Genomic DNA, 18970 nt, shown 5'->3' on the forward strand with positions numbered 1-18970 from the left:
TTGGTCATAGCGCGCCAACCTCCCTGCCGGCCTCGGCAAAGGCCGAGAGCGCGAAATCCAGATCCTCCCGGCTCAGCGCCGCGTTCATCTGCGTGCGGATCCGGGCGCGGCCCTTCGGCACCACGGGGAAGAAGAACCCGGCGACATAGACCCCGCGGGCGTAAAGCGCCGCCGCCATCTCCTGCGCCAGCCTTGCCTCGCCCAGCATGACGGGCACGATCGGGTGCTCGCCCTCCAGCAGGTCGAACCCCGCCGCCTTAAGCCCTGCCCGCCAATAGGCGGCATTGTCGAAAAGCTTCGCGCGCAGATCGTCCGCCGCCTCGACCAGGTCGAGCGCCGCCAGCGCGGCGCCGACCACTGCGGGCGGCAGCGCGTTGGAGAAGAGATAGGGCCGCGCGCGCTGGCGCAGCAGGTCGATCACCGGCTGCGGCCCGGCGATATATCCCCCCAGCGCGCCGCCAAGCGCCTTGCCGAGCGTGCCGGTGAGGATATCGATCTTCACCCCGTGATGGGCGGGTGTCCCGCGCCCCTGCGGCCCCATGAACCCGGTCGCGTGGCAATCGTCCACCATGGTCAGCGCCCCGTATGTCTCGGCCAGCGCTGCGATCTCCGGCAGCTTGGCGAGATAGCCATCCATCGAAAAGACACCGTCGGTCGCGATCAGGATGTGCCGTGCGCCATCGGCCCGGGCGGCCTTCAGCTGCGCCTCCAGATCGCCCATGTCGGAATTGGCGTAGCGGTAGCGCTTCGCCTTGCAGAGCCGGATCCCGTCGATGATCGAGGCATGGTTCAGCGCATCCGAGATCACCGCGTCCTCGGGCCCCAGAAGCGGCTCGAAGAGCCCGCCGTTGGCGTCGAAACAGGCGGCGAAGAGGATCGAGTCGTCCGTGCCCAGGAACCCTGCCAGCCGGGTTTCCAGCTGCCGGTGCAGGTCCTGCGTGCCGCAGATGAAACGGACCGAGGCCATGCCGTAGCCGTGGTCGTCCATCGCCTGCTTGGCGGCGGCGATCAGGGCCGGATGATCGGCGAGGCCGAGGTAGTTGTTGGCGCAGAGGTTCACCATGCGCCCGGCACGGCCCTCCACCGAAACCCACCCGCCCTGCGGCGAGGTGATCAGCCGCTCGCGCTTCATCAGCCCCTCGGCCTCGATCCCGGCGAGTTCGGTTTCGAGATGGGCGAGGAAGGATGCCCGGTTCGCCATGGATGATATTTCCGCCATAAAAGATGTGCCTCCGCTTTGGCGGACAGACTGCCCGCAGATCCGCGATCAGTCAAGATGGCGGAACGAGCATCCGCCAAAGCGGACGCTCAGCCGTTCTTCACCACCAGGATCGCCCGCGCCGCGCCGCCCTCGGCGCGGATCTCGTGCGGCCGGTCGGCGGCATAGCGCGCCGTGTCGCCGGGGCCGAGCCGCTCGCTCTCGCCACCGGAGGAGACCAGCAGCGTGCCCTCCAGAACGGTCAGCTGCTCCTGGCAGCCCGGCCCGTGTGGGTCGCTGACCAGCGCGCCGCCGGCAGACAGGTCGAGATCGTAGACCTCATGGGCTCCCGCCTCCTCCGGTGGGCTGAGAATGCGGATGCGCACGCCGTTGCCCCGCCCCTCGATCAGCGGCGCGGCGCCGGCGCGCATCACCTCTATCCCCGGCGCGGTCCGACCCTCCCAGAGCCCGGCGAAATCGACATGCAGCGCCTGGGTCAGGTTCCAGAGGGTAGAAATCGTCGGACTCGATTCGCCCCTCTCGATCTGGCTGACCATCGAGCGGCTGACGCCAGAGAGCTTTGCCACCGCATCGAGGCTCAGCCCCTTGGAGCGGCGCGCGGCCTTCAGGCTGGCGGCAAGACGGTCGTGGATGTCTGGGCGGTGGTTCATCGTGCCAGAACCTGAAGCCCCCGCGGCCAGGATGTCAACGCCCCGCCCCTCGCCGAAGCCCGGCCCTTCCGGCTTCTTCTTGGCCCAAATACTCCAGCGGCCCCTCCGGCCCACCTCCGCCCCCAGGCCCCTTGCGCGCCGCGCCGCCGCGCGGCAAGCCTGCCGCATGATCGCACGCCATCATCGCCGGGGGGAGGTCGCCTCCTCCGCGCTCTACTCGCCCTGCGAGGCCTATCGCTACGCGCTGACGCGGGAATGGCAACCGGGCGGCGGGCGGCTCCTCTACATCCTCCTGAACCCTTCCACGGCGACCGAGGAGCGCAACGACCCGACGGTCGAACGCTGCGAGCGCCGGGCTCGGGCACTCGGCTACGGCGGCTTCAGGGTCTGCAACCTCTTCGCCTGGCGCGCGACCGACCCGCGAGACCTGAAGCGCGCGGCATTGCCCATCGGCCCGGCCAATGACGCGGCGCTTCTGGAGGGCGCGGCCTGGGCCGACCGGGTGATCTGCGGCTGGGGCACGCATGGCGCGCATCTCGACCGCGGCGCGGCGGTGGAGGCGCTGATGCGCTCCGCCGGCGCGTCGCTCTGGCACCTGGGGCTGACCCGCGCCGGCGCGCCGCGGCATCCGCTCTACATCGGTTACGCCCGCCAGCCGGAGCCCTGGGCCCTTCTCGCCTGATGCCGGGGGCCACCGTGGCCCGCCCCGGCCCGCCCCTTGCCCAAGGGGATTTCCGCTTTCCTTATCGGAGAAATTCCCCTATACGCCCGCATCCGCCCCGTGTGGAACCTCCAAGGGCCCTGCTGGACGACATCCCGGCTTGCGCCATCACCCTCAACCAGGAGACCCCGATGTCGATCACTGCCGAAGAAAAGACCCGCCTGATCAAGGAATACGGCACCAAGGAAGGCGACACCGGTTCGCCGGAAGTCCAGGTGGCAATCCTCAGCTCGCGCATCGCCACGCTCACCGAGCACTTCAAATCCCACAAGAAGGACAACCATTCCCGCCGTGGGCTTCTGATGATGGTGGCGCAGCGCCGCAAGCTGCTGGACTACCTCAAGAAGACGGACGTGTCGCGCTACCAGTCGCTGATCGAGCGTCTCGGCCTGCGCCGCTGATCCTGTCCAGACGGACGACCGGACGCCCGCCCCGAAAGGAGCGGGCGTTTCGCTATTCCGGGGCCACCAGATGCCGATGCAAGGCCACCGCCTGCAATCCCGCTTCCCAAACCGCCGCGTTTCCTGTATGGCCCCCGCCATCTGAGACGTGACGCCTTCGGCCCCCGGGCGCGTGCGAGAGGATTGGGGGCGGCGGCAATGGGGCCGCCATTCAAACGGGAGACCCGGCAGGGGCCGGGAGCGCTCCCAAGAGGATACGCTAGATGTTCCATGAAGTGAAAAAATCCATCCAGTGGGGCGAAGAAACGCTCACGCTGGAAACCGGCAAGGTTGCCCGTCAGGCCGACGGCTCTGTCATCGCCACGCTCGGCGAGACCTCCGTCATGGCCAACGTGACCTTCGCCAAGGAACCGAAGCCGGGGCAGGACTTCTTCCCCCTGACGGTCCACTACCAAGAGAAATACTACGCCGCCGGCAAGGTCCCGGGCGGCTTCTTCAAGCGCGAGGCCCGGCCTTCCGAAAAGGAAACGCTGACCGCGCGCCTGATCGACCGTCCGTGCCGCCCGCTGTTCGTCCCCGGCTTCAAGCATGAAGTGCTGGTGATGTGCACGGTGCTGAGCCATGACCTCGTCAACGAGCCCGACATCGTCGCGATGATCGCGGCTTCGGCGGCTCTGACGATCTCCGGCGTGCCCTTCATGGGCCCGATCGGCGCGGCGCGCGTGGGCTTCTCGGGCGGCAAATACGTGCTGAACCCGGCGGTCGACGACCTGCAAGGCCTGCGCAACAACCCCGACCAGCGCCTCGACCTGGTCGTCGCCGGCACCAAGGACGCCGTTATGATGGTCGAATCGGAAGCCTACGAGCTTTCCGAGGCCGAGATGCTGGGCGCCGTGAAGTTCGGCCACGAGGCGATGCAGCCGGTGATCGACCTGATCATCTCGCTGGCCGAAATGGCCGCCAAGGAACCCTTCGACTTCACCCCGCCGGATTACTCCGAGCTCTACGGCAAGGTGAAGGCCGCGGGCGAAGCGCAGATGCGCGCCGCCTTCGCGATCAAGGACAAGCAGGAGCGCACCAACGCCATCTCCGCCGCGCGCGACGCCATCAAGGCCGCGCTGTCGGAAGAGGACCTGGCCGATGCGAACCTCGGCTCTGCCTTCAAGAAGCTGGAAAGCTCGATCCTGCGTGGCGACATCATCTCGGGCGGTGCCCGGATCGATGGCCGCGACACCAAGACGGTCCGCCCGATCGTCTCGGAAGTGGGCCTGCTGCCGCGCACCCATGGCTCGTCCCTCTTCACCCGGGGCGAAACTCAGGCGCTGGTCGTGACCACGCTGGGCACCGGCGAGGATGAGCAGATCATCGACGCCCTGCACGGCAACTTCCGCTCGAACTTCCTGCTGCATTACAACTTCCCGCCCTATTCGGTCGGCGAGGTTGGTCGCGTGGGTTCGCCCGGCCGTCGCGAGATCGGCCACGGCAAGCTGGCCTGGCGCGCGCTGCAGGCGGTTCTGCCGCCGGCGACCGACTTCCCCTACACGATCCGCATCGTGTCGGAGATCACCGAGTCGAACGGGTCGTCTTCCATGGCCACGGTCTGCGGTTCGTCGCTGTCGATGATGGACGCGGGCGTGCCGCTGAAGGCGCCGGTCGCCGGTGTCGCCATGGGCCTCATCCTCGAGGATGATGGCAAATGGGCGGTGCTGACCGACATCCTCGGCGACGAGGATCACCTCGGCGACATGGACTTCAAGGTCGCGGGCACCGAAAGCGGCATCACCTCGCTGCAGATGGACATCAAGGTCGCCGGCATCACGCCCGCGATCATGGAGCAGGCCCTCGCCCAGGCGAAGGACGGCCGGATGCACATCCTCGGCGAGATGGCCAAGGCGCTGACCGAGGGCCGGAGCGAGTTCTCCGCCCACGCGCCGCGCATCGAGACCATGCAGATCCCGACCGACAAGATCCGTGAAGTGATCGGCTCGGGCGGCAAGGTGATCCGCGAGATCGTGGAAACCTCGGGCGCCAAGGTCGACATCAACGACGACGGCATCATCAAGATCGCCTCGGCCAATGCCGAAGCGATCAAGAAGGCCTATGACATGATCTACTCGATCGTGGCGGAGCCCGAGGAAGGCCGGATCTACACCGGCAAGGTCGTGAAGCTCGTCGACTTCGGCGCCTTCGTGAACTTTTTCGGCAAGCGCGACGGGCTGGTTCATGTCAGCCAGATCGCCAACAAGCGCCTGACCCATCCTTCGGAAGTCCTGAAGGAAGGCCAGGAAGTGAAGGTGAAGCTCCTCGGCTTCGACGACCGCGGCAAGGTCCGGCTCGGCATGAAGATGGTCGACCAGGAAACCGGCGCCGAGATCGTCGAGAAGAAGAACGAAGAGGACGCGGAGGCCTGAGGCCTTCCCTTCCCGCACGAAATCGAAAGGCCCCGGCGTAACCGCCGGGGCCTTTTGCTGTCAGGATCTGGGGCATGCCCGCCGTCAACGGCGGCTTGATGATCTGACGCTGCCCTTAAGGCCCGTCGATAGCGGGACCCGGGACGGACAGGCCGCTGGGCCCCGGCCGGGACCCAGCGACCGGCCCGATCAGACCGGCGACTTCGCGAAGCGCAGGTAGGGCAGCTTGATGTCGAGGTTGCCGTATTTCTCCTGCGCCTGGTCGTTGTTCAGGCTGGTGGCCACCACCACGTCCTGCCCCGGCACCCAGTTCGCGGGCGTCGCCAGCGGCACGCCGTCGGTGATCCGGACCGCGTCGAGCGCCCGCAGGATCTCGGCGAAGTTGCGGCCGACCGACATCGGATAGGTCATCGTCAGCCGCACCTTCTTGTCCGGCCCGATGATGTAGACGGTGCGCACCGTGGCCGTATGGGCGGGCGTGCGGCCGTCGGGCAGCACCGCCTCTGCCGGCAGCATGTCATAGGCCTTGGCGACGGTCAGCGAGCTGTCGTCGATGATCGGGAAGTCGGCCGAGGTGCCGGCGAAGGCCTCGATATCGCGCTTCCACTTCTTGTGGTCGTCGACGCTGTCCACCGAGACGCCGATCACCTTGGTCTTCCGCTTCGCGAATTCCCCCGCGAGCTGCGCGACGGCCCCGAATTCGGTGGTGCAGATCGGGGTGAAATCCTTCGGATGGCTGAACAGGATCGCGTAGCCGTCGCCGATCCAGTCATGGAACCGGATTGTCCCCTCGGTCGACTCGGCGGTGAAGTCGGGGGCGATGTCGTTGATACGCAGACCCATGGGGTGTCCCTTTCATGGTAAGGATGTCTTCCGGCAGACATAAGCCGCCCGGGCCGCGATGGCGAGTCCCCCGCCCGGCCGGACCGCGGCGGCCCGCCCGAAAACGACGCGCATCGCCGCCCGCATGTCGCACCGGGCCCGGGCAGGCGGGCGGGGGCGGCCCTACGATCGGGTCAGACCGCCCGTCGGAACGCCAGCCCGGGAGCCCGCCGATGTCCGCCACCCATCCTCATCTCCTCTCCCCGATCAGCCTGCGCGGCCAGACCCTGCGCAACCGCGTGGTCTTTGGCGCCCATACCGCCAACATGGCAGAGGCGGGCCTGCCCGGCCCCCGCTTCGGCGCCTATCTCCTTGAACGCGCGCTCGGCGGGGCGGGGATGATCGTCGCCGAACCGATGCCGGTCCACCGCACCGCCGTCTTGACCCGCGGCAACTTCCTGCCCGGCACGGACAAGGTGATCCCGCATTTCCGAAAGATCACCGAGCCGGTGAAGGAAGCGGGCGCGGTGATCCTGCAGCAGCTCTATTCCGTCGGCCAGCACGCCGACCAGGACCTTAGCTTTGCCCCCGGCTGGGGTCCTTCCGGCCTTCCCTCCTACCACGACAGCGACGGCTCCCACGCCATGAGCGAGACGGAGATCGAGGAGATCATCGACGCCCACACCGCCGCCGCGCTGCGCGCCCAGGCCTCCGGCTTCCAGGGGGTGGAGGTCTGGGCCGCCTACCATTCGCTGCTCGACCAATTCTGGACCCCTTGGTCCAACCGGCGGGACGACAAGTGGGGCGGCAGCCTGGAGAATCGTACCCGGCTTTCCAGGACGATCATTCATAATATCCGGCGCGCCTGCGGTGACGATTTCATCATCGGCCTCGCGATCTCGCTGTCCGACGCCTATGACGTGCTGCTCTCGCGCGAGGCGCTGGCAGAGATCGTCGCCCTCCACGACGCCACCGGCGAGGTCGATTACGTCACCTGCGGCCATGGCGGCTATCTGGATTTCGAGCGGCTGATGCCGACCTTCCTCTACGGCGAAAAGCTCACCGCCCCCTTCACGGAAGAGCTCAAGGCGATCGTGAAACACGCCCGCATCACCTCCGAGGCGCATGTGCGCACCCCGGAGAATGCCGAGGCGATCATCGCCTCCGGCCAGGCCGATCTCGTCTCCATCGTCCGCGGCCAGATCGCAGACCCGCACCTGGCCCGCAAGACCGCCGAGGGCCGGGCCGAAGACGTGCGCGGCTGCATATCCTGCAACCAGATGTGCTGGGGCCGCCGGGCGCGGGATTACTGGATCTCCTGCCTCATCAACCCCTCGGCGGGGCGGGAGTTCGAATGGGGCGGCGACCGCTTCACCCGCGCCAAAACGCCAAAGCGCGTGCTCGTCGTCGGCGCCGGGCCCGCGGGGCTGGAAGCCGCCCGCGCCGCGGCCGAGCGCGGGCATCAGGTGGAAATCGCCGAGGCCTCTGCCCGCATCGGCGGCCAGTTCCGGCTGGCCGGAGAGCAGCCGCGCCGGGGCCAGATCCTCGACCTGCTCGACTGGTACGAACGCCAATTCGCGAAGCTGCAGGTGAAGCTGAGCCTCAACGCCTACCTGGAGGCAGAGGACATCCGCGCCCGCGCGCCCGATGTCGTCCTCCTCGCCACCGGCTCGCTGCCCGATCCCGACTTCACCCAGCGGTGGCTGCCGCAGGCCGCCGAACTGCCGGGCCTTGCCCGCGGCCAGGTCTTCGCGCCGGAGGAGGTGATGCGCCGCGAGGCGAAGATCGGCGGGACGGTGATCCTATACGACGAGGGCGGCCACTGGCGCGGGCTCGGCACCGCCTGGCATCTCGCCGAGCAGGGCAAGCAGGTCACCATCGTCACGCCGGAACCCTACCTGGGCAAGGAGCTGACCCGGACCTCGGCCGACATCCCGCTGCGCCACCGTCTCGCCCGTCTCGGCGCACGCAGCCTGACGGAGCATGTTATCACCGAATGGCACGGCGACGGCGCCACGGTGCGCTCCATGCTCACCGGCGCGGAGGAACGGATCGCCGCCTCCGCGCTCGTCATGTCGACCACCAACCGCGCCTTCGATCCGCTCTCGGCCGACCTCTCCGATCTCGACATCCGCCTGATCGGCGACGCCGCCGCCCCCCGCCTTGCCCCCTTCGCCTTCCACGAGGGGCGCAAGGCCGCGCTGGAGATCTGAGGGGCGCGCTTCTTCCTGGACGAAACACTCCCGCCGGAGGCCCCCGGCCCAACCGCCCGCCGCCTCCGGCGGGAGTATTTTCACCAAGAAGAAATCAGAACGGCGCCGGGGCCGAGAAGGCGAGCCCGCGACCGCCGTCGGGGTGGTTGATCTTCAGGCTCTCGGCATGAAGCATCAGCCGGGGAAAGTCGCGGGCCGGGCCTTCCGCGTAGAACGGGTCGCCGAGGATCGGGTGTCCGATTTCCTTCATATGCACACGAAGCTGATGGCTGCGGCCGGTCTTCGGCATCAGCCGGACGCGGGTGGTGCCGTCTTCGTGCCGCACCACCCGCCAGTCGGTCACGGCGGGCCGGCCGGTCTCGAAATTCACATGCTGCAGCGGGCGGTTCGGCCAGTCGACGATCAGCGGCAGGTCCACGGTGCCGGTCCTCGGCTCTAGTTCGCCCCAGAGCCGGGCGAGATAGACCTTCTTCACCCGCCGCTTCTCGAACTCGAGGCTCAGGAACCTCTGCGCCGCCTTCGTCAGCGCAAAGACGATCACGCCCGAAGTGTCGCGGTCGAGCCGGTGAACCAGCAGCGCCTCGGGGTAGACCCGCTGCGCGCGGGCGATCAGGCAGTCGGCCAGATGTTCGCCCTTGCCCGGCACCGACAGCAGGCCGGAGGGCTTGTCGAGCACCAGGATATGCGCATCGGCATGCAGGATGCGCATCGGCTCGTCCGGGGGGGCGTATTCGTCCATGCCGCCGTGGCTAGGCGTGCCGGGCAGGGGCGTCAAGGCCCGCGCGCCGCAGGGCTCAGTCGACGATCAGCCGCAGCGCCAGCCCGCCGAACATCAGCGCCGCGATCCGGTTCAGCAGGGCCATGCGACGGCCGAGCGCGTGGCGGACATGGCCGGCGAGAATGCCATAGCCCATCGTCACCAGCGTGCCGGTGAAGGCGAAAATTCCCCCCAGAAGCACGATCTGCTGCCAGACCGGGCCGAGCGCGGGGTCGGTGAACTGCGGCAGGAACGCGATCATGAACAGCATCGGCTTGGGGTTCGTCGCATTCGACAGGAAACCGCGGCGCACCGCCTGCCAGCCGCCGCCCGCGCCGCGCCCCTCGGGCAGCGTGCCGCTCGCCCGCCAGGACTTCCAGGCGAGAAAGACAAGGTAGACTGCGCCGATCCAGCGGATCGCGCTCAGCGCCTCGGGCCAGGCGGCGATCGCGGCAGAGAGGCCGAGCGCCGCCAGCGTCACGTGCCAGATCGCGCCGATCCCCACCCCGAGCCCCGCCAGCGCCCCGATCCGCGGGCCGCCCCGGATGCCAGAGGCAGTGGCGAAGATCACGTCCGCCCCGGGCGCGAAGTTCAGCACCAGCCCCCCGGCGATGAAGGCGGCGAGGTGACCGGGTGGAAAGGCAAAGAGGAGATGCAGCATCGAAACGGGCTCCGAACCTGCGGCCATCTAGACGCGCGGGCCCCCATCGCGCAAGCTGCCGCGCACAGGGCGCGACGGCGAGGGGGCAGGGATGGATTACGACAGGGTGGATGCGGTCACCTTCGGCCAGGCGCTCACCGGGCTGACGGTAAACCTGCTAGTGCCCTCCGTGGCGCGCGAGGCGGAATTCCTTGCCGGCGTCTTCGGCCTGGCGCTGCACCAGCCGAGCGGCGATTTCGCGATCGTCCGCTATGGCGCCCAGACCTTCCAGCTGCATGCAGACGGAACCTATGCAACCCACCCGCTCCATGCGCTTCTGCCGGCCCCGCCCCGCGGGCTGGGCATCGAGCTGCGCCTGCACGAGACCGACCCCGACGCCGCCGTGGCGCGCCTGCCCGATTATCCGGACGCGGTCCTCCTCCAGCCGCCGACGGACAAGACCGCCCACGGGCTGCGCGAGGCGGTGATCCTTTCTCCCGCGGGCTATGCCTGGGTGCCGAGCCGGCGCCTCTGAGCTCCCCCTCAGGCGCCCGGCGTCTGCGGCAACCCGTCGTCAATCGCGTAGTAATCGCCCTTCCCGGCCGTGAAGATATGGCCCGCGAGCCGCCCTCCCGTGGCCCCCTCGACGCAGCCGCCCTCCACCGAGAAACTGCCATCCGGCGCGCGGAACCAGAGGCTCGACCCGCAGGCGCCGCAGAATCCGCGCTCCGCCCCGCCCGGAGTGCGGCAGGTCCGTAGCGTCTCCCGCGCCAGCCAGTCGACCGCCGCCTCCGCGACATCGAAGGAGGCCGCGTAATGCCCCGAGAGCTTGCGACACTGGCTGCAATGGCAGGCCGTGGCAGGGCCAAGCGGCAGCGGCAGGCTGAAGCGGCAGGCACCGCAGATGCAGGACGCCGCGGCCCGGCCACGGACCTCGGCCGCAGGCGGTGGCGGGCCCTCGGGGCTGTAATAGTCACCCGCTTCCTCCGGCAGGAGGTGCTGGATCACGGCGAGCCCGGTCACCCCGTCCAGACTGCCGGCGGCGAAGGACATCCGCTCCTCTCCGTCCGGCTTCCAGAAAAGGCTCGCCCCGCACGCGCCGCAGAACCCGCGCCGCGCGGCGGGCGAGCTGCGGTACCAGGCCAGCCCCTTCTGCCGTGTCAGCCGGAAGTGCGAAAGCGGGGCCGAGGTGGCAGCGAAAACATGGCCCGACCAGGCCCGGCACAGGCGGCAATGGCAGACGATGACCGGGCGGAGTGGCCCTTCCACCTCATAGGCGACGGCGCCGCAGAGGCAGCTGCCCCGATGCGTCTGCGTAGCCGGATCAGCCACCGCGCACGCCCGCGAAGGCGTCGTCGAGGATCGCGGCGAGGGCCGAGGCATCCTCGGCCGTGAAGGCCGCCGGGCGGTCGCTGTCGATATCCAGCACGCCGATCAGCGCGCCGTCGCCGCCGCGCACCGGCAGCACGATCTCGGACCGGGTCGAGGCGGCGCAGGCGATATGACCCGGGAAGGCCTCCACATCGTCGACAAGCTGGGTTTCGCCCGTGCGCGCGGCGGCGCCGCAGACGCCTTTGGAGAAGGGGATGACGAGGCAGCCATGCCCGCCCTGGTAGGGGCCGATCTTCAGAAGCTCGGGACCCACGACCCGATAGAAACCGGTCCAGTCGAAGCGGTCGTCCGCGGCGTGGATCTCGCAGGCGAGCGTGGCCATGATGGCAACCGCATCGGTCTCGCCCTCGGTCAGGGCCTGGATGCGGGCGGCAAGGGCGGGATAGTCGGTCATCGTCGGGCTTTCTTGGTGGGGAGGAAGGAGGCCGTCTGCCCCCTCGCCGCTGGCGCGGCTCACCCCCGAGGATATTTCGGGACGGAAAGTGGGCAAGGGGTCAGACGCGCTCGATGGCGATGGCGGTGCCCTCGCCGCCCCCGATGCAGATCGCGGCGATGCCGCGCGTCAGGCCGCGGGTCTCGAGCGCGTTCAGAAGCGTCACCATGATCCGTGCGCCGGAGGCGCCGATCGGATGGCCGAGCGCGCAGGCCCCGCCGTTGACGTTCAACCGGTCGAGGCTGACGCCGGTCTCGCGCGCAAAGGCCATGGGGACGACGGCGAAGGCTTCGTTCACTTCCCAGAGGTCGACATCGCCGACCGACCAGCCGAGCTTTTCCAGAAGCTTCCGCGCCGCCGGGATCGGAGCGGTCGGAAAATCGGCCGGCGCCTGGGCGTGGCTGGCATGGCCGAGGATGCGGGCGCGGATGGGCAACCCCTCCGCCTTCGCAAGATCGGCCGAGGCGAGCACCAGCGCCGCCGCCCCGTCCGAGATCGAGGAGGAATTCGCCGCCGTCACCGTGCCCCCTTCGCGGAAGGCGGGCTTGAGCTGCGGGATCTTCTCCGGCCGGGCGGTAAGCGGCTGCTCGTCCTGGCCGACCTCGGAGACGCCCGCACGGGTCTTCACCGTGACCGGCACGATCTCCCGCCCGAAGGCGCCGGAGGATTGCGCGGCCAGCGCGCGCGACAGCGAGGAAAGGGCGTAGTCGTCCTGCTGGCCCCGGGTGAACTGGAAGGCCGCGGCGCAATCCTCGGCGAAGGTGCCCATCAGGCGGCCCTTGTCATAGGCATCCTCCAGCCCGTCGAGGAACATGTGGTCCACCGCCTGCGCATGGCCGAGCCGCGCGCCGGCGCGCATCTTCGGCAGCAGGTAGGGCGCGTTCGTCATGCTCTCCATGCCGCCCGCGACGACAAGCCCGGCGGCGCCGAGCGCGACCTGATCGAAGCCCAGCATCGCCGCCTTCATGCCGGAACCGCACATCTTGTTCAGCGTGGTCGCGGGCACGGACTCTGGCAGGCCCGCCTTGAAGCCCGCCTGCCGTGCGGGCGCCTGTCCCTGGCCCGCCGGCAGAACGCAGCCCATAAGCAGCTCCTCCACCCGCGCGGTCGCGATGCCGGCCTGCGCCAGCGCGCCGGCGATTGCCGCACCGCCGAGCGTGGCCGCGTCGAGCCCCGACAGAGCGCCCTGGAACCCGCCCATCGGCGTCCGCGCCGCCCCTGCGATCACCACTTCCGGCATCCGCCGCCTCCCGTGAAATCCGATGTCCACCGAATCGTAAGGATCGCGGCCTAGCCTGCCCAGCGCAAGACCGGAAGGAGGGGCCGATGGACCTGCGGCTGGAAGAACGCGGAACCACGCTGATCGCGCAGGTGGCAGATCCCCGCATCGACGCTGCCGCGGCGATCCAGTTCAAGGAGGCGATGCGCGCCGCCATCGCCCGGCCGTCGGCGCGGGTGATCCTCGATCTCTCCCGCGTCGAGTTCCTCGATTCGAGCGGGCTCGGCGTCGTGGTGGCGGTCATGAAGCTGCTGCCGCCCGACCGCCCGCTGGAACTGTCGGGCCTGACGCCCACAGTGGCGAAGGTCTTTAGGCTGACCCGGATGGACAGTGTCTTCACCATCCACGCCACCCTGCCGGAGATGGATACGGAGATGGAGGCGCCCGGCCGCGCCCATGCCGTCTGATCCCCCCACCCAGCGCCCGGTGCTGCTGACCCGGCCCGGGGCGGAGGCGCGGGGCACAATTGATACGGAGGCGCCTTCCCGCGTCCTCCACCGCCGCTTCCGGGGAGAGGCGCTGGCCGTGCGCGCCGCGCTGCGCGAAAGCCTCGCCGCGCTCGCCCCTCACCTGCCCTCGGCCGAGCTGCGCGGCACGGTTGAGATCGTGCTTGCCGAGGTCCTGAACAACATCGTGGAACACGCCTATGGCAACACCCCCGGGCCGGTGGAGCTGCAGCTTCGGCCCGGCCCCCGCGGCCTCGAGGTCTTCGTCGCCGACGAGGGGCGACCCTTCCCGCAGGGCCATCCGCCCCGGCCCGACACCCGCACCACGGGCGACGCTCTGCCCGAGGGGGGATTCGGCTGGCCACTGATTCACAGCCTGACCCGGGACATCGCCTACCGCCGCCACGCGGGGCGAAACGAGCTTCGATTCCGCCTTTCCGCCATCCAATCAGGCGCCTTTGACTGAACCGTTCCCGCACCGGAAACACTGCCCCGAGAATGCCCCACATTCAGCAAATCGCCGCCGCAGGGCAGGTCGAAACAGGGTCTCGTAGCTTAAACGGCTTCCCTCGGCGCCGCAGCCAACAGCCCCCACCCAGTTTGCGGCGCCGAGGACTTACCCCCCTTCACATCGCCCGACCCCCAGCCTAGTCTCCCGTCGCTTCACGCGAGGGGGGATGCGATGCGCGACTTTCAGAAACCGGGCCGGTCAGAGGTCTATGCCCAGAACGGCATGGCCGCGACCTCGCATCCGCTGGCCGCCCGCGTGGCGGTGGAACTGCTGCAAGCCGGCGGCAACGCGGTCGACGCCGCCATCGGCGCGGCGGTGCTGCTGGGGATCTGCGAGCCCGGGATGACCGGCCTCGGCGGCGATTGCTTCGTGCTGCTGAAACCGGCCGGGGAAGAGCGCATCGTCGCCCTCAACGGCTCCGGCCGCGCACCCGCCGGGCTTTCGGCCGCCGAGATGCGCGGCCGCGGCCTGTCCAGCGTGCCGCTCCACGGTCCGGAGGCGGTGACCGTCCCCGGCGCGGTCGACGCCTTCTGCCGGCTCTCGGCCGACTGGGGCCGCCTTGGCCTCGCCGCCAGCCTCGCCCCGGCGATCCGCTACGCGGAGGAGGGCGTGCCCGTCGGCCCCCGCACCGCCTTCGACTGGGCAGAGGGCGAGGAGGTGCTGAAGGGCGACGCCCGCCGCTTCTACCTGCTCGACGGCAAGGCCCCGAAGGCCGGCCAGGTCTTCCGCGCCCCCGGCCAGGCAGAGGTGCTGCGCCGCATCGCCCGCGACGGCCGCGCCGGCTTCTACGAGGGCGAGGTGGCAGAGGATCTCGTCGCCTCCCTCCAGGCCCTCGGCGGCACCCATACGCTGGCGGATTTCGCCGCCACCGCCTGCGATTACGCCGACCCGGTCTCGGGCCATTACGGGCCCGTGGAACTGGTCGAGCATCCGCCAAACGGCCAGGGCGCGACGGCGATCCTGATGCTGAACATCCTCAAGCACTTCGACCTCGCTAGCCTTGACCCGTTCGGCGCCCGCCGCGCGCATCTGGAGGCCGAGGCCGCGAAGCTCGCCTATGACGCCCGCAACCGCTTCATCGCCGATCCCGACCGCACCACCCGCCTGGCCCATATGCTCGCCCCCGAAACGGCGGAGCGTCTCGCCGCGCTGATCGACCCGGGCCGCGCTATGGCAGACCCCGCGAAGCTGGCCGAGGCGGTGCATCGCGAGACGGTCTACCTGACGGTGGTGGATCGCGACCGCATGGCCGTGTCGATGATCTACTCGATCTTCCACGGCTTCGGCTCCGGCCTCGCCTCGGCGCGCTTCGGGATCAATTTCCAGAACCGCGGCGCAGGCTTCACCCTGGCCGAGGGCCACCCGAACGAGGCCACGGGCGGCCGCCGTCCGATGCATACGATCATACCCGCGATGCTGCGACGCGCCGGGACGGTGGAGATGCCCTTCGGCGTCATGGGCGGCGCCTACCAGCCCAATGGCCACGCCCGCGTCGTCACCAACCTCGTCGATTACGGCATGGATCTTCAGGAGGCGCTCGACGCCCCGCGCAGCTTCTCCGGTGCCGAGGGGATGGAGGTGGAACGCGGCTATGGCGACGCGATCCGCGCCGAGCTGGCCGAGATGGGGCACAAGGTGCATGTGCCGAAGACGCCGATCGGCGGCGCACAGGCGATCCGGATCCTCGACAGCGGTGTGCTGGAAGCCGCCTCCGATCCCCGCAAGGACGGCTGCGCGCTCGGCTACTGACCGGGGAAACTCCCCTTCCCTTTCCGTCCGGAAATATCCCGGGGGTGCGGGGGCAGCGCCCCCGCTATTCCTGTGCCCGAAGGATCCGCGCCGGCCGCGCCGAGAGCGGCCTTAAAGCAAAGAGCGCGCCTGCCGCCAGAACCGCGAGCACGCCGCCCAGAACAATGGCGATGGCAGAGCCCGCCTCGAACACATAGGGCGCCTTCATCACAAAGCGCATGACCGCCCAGCCGGCGATACCGCCTGCAAGGATCGCCACCACACCCGCCGCGGCGCCGAGGATCGCGGCGCGAAGCGCGAAGCTCGCGAGGATCCGCCCCCGCGTCGCGCCGAGCGTCTTCAGCACCGCCGCCTCGTAAAGCCGCCCGCGCTCCCCCGCCGCCGCCGCGCCGATCAGGACCACGAAGCCCGTCAGCAGCGTCGCCGCCGCCGCCCAGGCCGTGGCCGAAGCGATGGCGGAAAGCGCCTGGCTCACCTCCGCGATCACGTCGCGCACCCGGATGGCGGTGATGTTCGGATATTTCGTGGCCAGATCGCGCAGCAGCGGCGCCTCCGCCGCGGGGGTGCAATAGACCGTGGCGATATCGGTATGCGGCGCCCCCGCCAGCGCCGCCGGATCCATCGACAGGATGAACCCCATCCCGGCGCTGCGGAAGTTCACGTCGCGGAACGAGGTGATGGTGCCGGTGATATCCCGCCCGAGGATATTCACCGTCATCGTATCGCCGAGCTTCAGGCCCATCTCCTTCGCCTCGTCGGCGGCAAAGCTGATCTGCGGCGGCCCGGCGTAATCCGGTGGCCACCACTTGCCCGCGACGACCTTGGTATTCGACGGCGGCGTGGCCGACATCGTGACCCCCCGGTCGCCCTTGAGCACCCAGTGATTGCCCGCCACCTCCTTCGCCGGGCGGCCATTGATCCGGGTGATGATCCCGCGCAGCATCGGCGCGGTCTCGACCCGGCTCACGCCCGGATCATTCTGCACCCGGTTCAGGAACCCCGGCAGCTCGTCCGGCTGGATATCGACGAAGTAATAGGACGGCGCGCGCTGCGGCAGGTCGGTCCTGATCGCCGCCCGCAGGTTGCCGTCGATCTGCCCCACCGCCGCCAGCACGGCCAGCCCGAGGCCGAGCGACAGGATGACCGAGGCCGCCTCCTCCCCCGGCCCGCCGATGGCGCCGAGCGCGAGGCGCAGCGCCGTGCGCCCCTGCATGATCCGCGCCCGCGCCAGCAGCCGGGCAAGACGGCGCAGCGCGGCGGCGGCCAGCACTAGCACGCCCAGCGCCGCCAGAACGCCCGCCGCCGACCAGAGCGCCAGCTTCACCTCGCCCGAAAACCACGCCGCCCCGCCGATCAGCACCGCGGTCAGCGCGCCCAGCGCCAGCAGGTATCGCGCCCGTGGCCGGCGCCCGCCGGTCCCGCCTTCGCGGTAAAGCGCCGCCGCGCGCACCGTCTCTGTCCGCGCCAGCGGCCAGAGCGTGAAGATCAGCGCGGTGAGGGCCCCGTAAAGCGCGGCCTCCGCCAGCGGGCCCGGGTAGGCCGCGAAGGCCACCGGGAAAGGCACCAGCCCCGCGATCACCGGCGCCAGTGCCGCCACGGCCCCGGCCCCCAGCGCCACGCCCAACGCCACCCCCACGACCGTCAGCACCCCGATCTGGATCAGGTAGGTCAGGAAGATCGTCCCCCCTTCGGCCCCAAGCACCTTAAGCGTGGCGATGGTCGCGGTCTTCCGCTCAAGATAGGCCCGCACCGCCGCCGAGACGCCGACCCCCCCCACCGCCAGCCCGGCAAGGCCGACCAGCACCAGGAACGATCCCATCCGCGCCACGAATTGCGAGATCCCCGGCGCCGCGTCGCGCTTGTCGGTCCAGCGCAGGCCGGTGTCGCGAAAGGCCGCCAGCGCCGCCGCCTTCAGACGCGGCAGGCTCTCGCCGGGTTTCAGCAACAGCCGGTATTTGCTGTCGAAGAGCGTGCCCGCCCGCAGCAGCCCCGACGAGGCAAGCGCCGCCTTCCGAACGATCGTTCGCGGCCCGAAGGAAAACCCGGCAGAGGCGCTGTCGGGCTCCTTCACCAGCACCGCCGAAAGCCGGAACGCCTGCGTGCCCAGCCGGAAGGTATCGCCCGGCTTCAACCCCAGCCGCGCACTCAGCACCCCGTCCATCACGGCGCCGGGAAGGCCGCCCTTCCTGGCCAGCGCCGCCCTGATCGGCATCGCGGGCTTCAGGGCCACATGGCCGGTCAGCGGGTAAAGATCGTCGACCGCCTTCACGTCGGTCAGCGCCCGCTCCGCCGACGCGCCCTGCCCCACCACGGCCATGGAGCGGAAGGTGACGACCTCCGACACCTTCGTGGCATGCGCGGCCATGAAGGCCCGCTCCTTCGCATTGGCCTCGCGATAGGTGAACTGCATCTGCGCATCGCCACCAAGGATCACGGCGCCCTGCGCCCTCAGCCCCGCGCCGATCGAGGCCTTGACCAGCCCCACCGCCGCGATCGCCGCCACTCCCAGCGCGAGGCAGGCGAGGAAGACCCGGAAGCCCGCGATCCCGCCCCTCAGCTCCCGCCGGGCGATCCGCGCCGCGAGTGCCAGCCTCATGGCCCGGCCCGCCGCGCCGCCGCGCCCGCGGCCGGGCCGTCTGCCGTCTCGCCGCCCTCGATCCTCCCGTCGGCGAGTTGCACGACGCGGTCGCAGCGCTCCGCCAGCTCCGGCGCATGGGTGACGAGCACAAGCGTCGCCCCATGCCGGTCCCGCAGCCCGAAAAGCAGGTCCATGATCGCCGCCCCGTTGCCGCTGTCGAGGTTGCCGGTCGGCTCATCGGCCAGAAGGATCGCGGGCTCCGGCACTGTCGCGCGCGCAAGCGCCACGCGCTGCTGCTCGCCGCCCGAAAGCTGGCCCGGGTAATGCCGGGCCCGCGCGGCAAGACCCACGGCCTCCAGAGCCGCCTCCGCCCGGGCGAAGGCATCGGCCGCGCCCGCCAGTTCCAGCGGCAGCGCCACGTTCTCCAGCGCGGTCATCGTCGGAATCAGGTGGAAGGACTGGAACACCACCCCCATATTCCTTCTGCGGAACCGCGCCAGCGCGTCCTCGTCCATCGCCGTCAGGTCATGGCCGAGCGCGCGGACGCTGCCGCCGGTGGCGCGTTCCAGCCCGCCCATCAGCATGAGGAGCGACGACTTGCCAGACCCCGACGGCCCGACCAGCCCCAGGCTCTCGCCCCGCGCGACGTCAAGCGTGATGCCGCGCAGGATTTCCACCATGCCGGCGTTTCCCCGCAGGCTCAGGCGCGCCGCGTCTAGGGACAGGACGGGGTCGGTCATTGCGCGCC

At 69.8% G+C, this 18970-nt stretch carries 18 protein-coding genes; 8 read left to right on the top strand and 10 right to left on the bottom strand.

The window, feature by feature from the left end; all coding sequences use genetic code 11:
- Window positions 1-4 precede the first annotated feature (4 nt).
- Together EIP85_RS08910 and EIP85_RS08915 are read right to left on the bottom strand one after the other, a co-directional pair.
- Window positions 5-1201 carry a glycine C-acetyltransferase gene (locus EIP85_RS08910; RefSeq protein ID WP_127901834.1) on the bottom strand — a complete coding sequence of 399 codons (1197 nt, stop codon included), beginning with the start codon at window positions 1199-1201 and terminating at the stop codon, window positions 5-7.
- Window positions 1202-1308: 107 nt separating this feature from the next.
- A complete protein-coding gene (locus EIP85_RS08915) occupies window positions 1309-1869 on the bottom strand; it encodes a helix-turn-helix domain-containing protein (protein ID WP_127901835.1) in 561 nt (186 codons plus the stop codon).
- Between the two features lie 166 nt (window positions 1870-2035).
- On the opposite strand from EIP85_RS08915, the gene EIP85_RS08920 reads away from it, so the two are divergent.
- The 3 genes from EIP85_RS08920 (at window position 2036) to pnp (ending at window position 5402) form a co-directional block, all read left to right on the top strand.
- Window positions 2036-2551 (top strand): DUF1643 domain-containing protein, encoded by a 516-nt coding sequence (locus EIP85_RS08920; protein WP_127901836.1) that lies wholly within the window; start codon window positions 2036-2038, stop codon window positions 2549-2551.
- A 170-nt stretch (window positions 2552-2721) separates the two neighbouring features.
- Entirely contained in the window at window positions 2722-2991 is a 270-nt protein-coding gene (gene rpsO / locus EIP85_RS08925) for a 30S ribosomal protein S15 (RefSeq protein WP_127901837.1), read from the top strand.
- 263 nt (window positions 2992-3254) lie between these two features.
- Window positions 3255-5402, top strand: a complete 2148-nt coding sequence (gene pnp, locus EIP85_RS08930; protein WP_127901838.1) for a polyribonucleotide nucleotidyltransferase — start codon at window positions 3255-3257, stop codon at window positions 5400-5402.
- A gap of 189 nt (window positions 5403-5591) precedes the next feature.
- Here pnp and EIP85_RS08935 read toward each other — a convergent pair whose 3' ends face one another.
- Window positions 5592-6245 (bottom strand): peroxiredoxin, encoded by a 654-nt coding sequence (locus EIP85_RS08935; protein ID WP_127901839.1) that lies wholly within the window; start codon window positions 6243-6245, stop codon window positions 5592-5594.
- Between the two features lie 212 nt (window positions 6246-6457).
- Here EIP85_RS08935 and EIP85_RS08940 point away from each other — a divergent pair, with 212 nt between their 5' ends.
- Window positions 6458-8437 carry an FAD-dependent oxidoreductase gene (locus EIP85_RS08940; protein WP_127901840.1) on the top strand — a complete coding sequence of 660 codons (1980 nt, stop codon included), beginning with the start codon at window positions 6458-6460 and terminating at the stop codon, window positions 8435-8437.
- 94 nt (window positions 8438-8531) lie between these two features.
- On the opposite strand, the gene EIP85_RS08945 is transcribed toward EIP85_RS08940, so the two are convergent.
- Entirely contained in the window at window positions 8532-9176 is a 645-nt protein-coding gene (locus EIP85_RS08945; protein ID WP_127901886.1) for a pseudouridine synthase, read from the bottom strand.
- Window positions 9177-9231: 55 nt separating this feature from the next.
- Window positions 9232-9855, bottom strand: a complete 624-nt coding sequence (locus EIP85_RS08950) for a LysE family translocator (protein ID WP_127901841.1) — start codon at window positions 9853-9855, stop codon at window positions 9232-9234.
- Between the two features lie 91 nt (window positions 9856-9946).
- Here EIP85_RS08950 and EIP85_RS08955 point away from each other — a divergent pair, with 91 nt between their 5' ends.
- Complete coding sequence (locus EIP85_RS08955; RefSeq protein ID WP_127901842.1) at window positions 9947-10369, top strand: VOC family protein; 423 nt, start codon at window positions 9947-9949, stop codon at window positions 10367-10369.
- Window positions 10370-10377: 8 nt separating this feature from the next.
- On the opposite strand, the gene EIP85_RS23190 is transcribed toward EIP85_RS08955, so the two are convergent.
- The 3 genes from EIP85_RS23190 to EIP85_RS08970 form a co-directional block, all read right to left on the bottom strand.
- Window positions 10378-11166, bottom strand: a complete 789-nt coding sequence (locus EIP85_RS23190; protein ID WP_241559934.1) for a GFA family protein — start codon at window positions 11164-11166, stop codon at window positions 10378-10380.
- A complete protein-coding gene (locus tag EIP85_RS08965) occupies window positions 11159-11620 on the bottom strand; it encodes a GAF domain-containing protein (protein WP_127901843.1) in 462 nt (153 codons plus the stop codon). The genes EIP85_RS23190 and EIP85_RS08965 overlap by 8 nt, the downstream gene beginning before the upstream one ends.
- Before the next feature lie 100 nt (window positions 11621-11720).
- A complete protein-coding gene (locus EIP85_RS08970) occupies window positions 11721-12899 on the bottom strand; it encodes a thiolase family protein (protein ID WP_127901844.1) in 1179 nt (392 codons plus the stop codon).
- An 86-nt stretch (window positions 12900-12985) separates the two neighbouring features.
- On the opposite strand from EIP85_RS08970, the gene EIP85_RS08975 reads away from it, so the two are divergent.
- The 3 genes from EIP85_RS08975 (at window position 12986) to EIP85_RS08985 (ending at window position 15644) form a co-directional block, all read left to right on the top strand.
- On the top strand, window positions 12986-13345 hold the full coding sequence (locus EIP85_RS08975; RefSeq protein ID WP_127901845.1) for an STAS domain-containing protein: 360 nt from the start codon (window positions 12986-12988) through the stop codon (window positions 13343-13345).
- On the top strand, window positions 13335-13850 hold the full coding sequence (locus tag EIP85_RS08980; RefSeq protein ID WP_127901846.1) for an ATP-binding protein: 516 nt from the start codon (window positions 13335-13337) through the stop codon (window positions 13848-13850). The genes EIP85_RS08975 and EIP85_RS08980 overlap by 11 nt, the downstream gene beginning before the upstream one ends.
- Before the next feature lie 216 nt (window positions 13851-14066).
- Window positions 14067-15644 (top strand): gamma-glutamyltransferase family protein, encoded by a 1578-nt coding sequence (locus EIP85_RS08985; RefSeq protein WP_127901847.1) that lies wholly within the window; start codon window positions 14067-14069, stop codon window positions 15642-15644.
- A gap of 64 nt (window positions 15645-15708) precedes the next feature.
- Here the strand turns inward: EIP85_RS08985 and EIP85_RS08990 are convergent, their stop codons facing one another.
- A complete protein-coding gene (locus EIP85_RS08990; RefSeq protein WP_127901848.1) occupies window positions 15709-18240 on the bottom strand; it encodes an ABC transporter permease in 2532 nt (843 codons plus the stop codon).
- Window positions 18237-18962: an ABC transporter ATP-binding protein gene (locus tag EIP85_RS08995; protein ID WP_127901849.1), complete on the bottom strand. Its 726-nt coding sequence runs from the start codon at window positions 18960-18962 to the stop codon at window positions 18237-18239. Before EIP85_RS08995 ends, EIP85_RS08990 begins: the two co-directional genes overlap by 4 nt.
- Window positions 18963-18970: the final 8 nt, after the last annotated feature.

It is taken from the genome of Solirhodobacter olei, assembly GCF_004010155.1.
Taxonomy (GTDB): domain Bacteria; phylum Pseudomonadota; class Alphaproteobacteria; order Rhodobacterales; family Rhodobacteraceae; genus Solirhodobacter; species Solirhodobacter olei.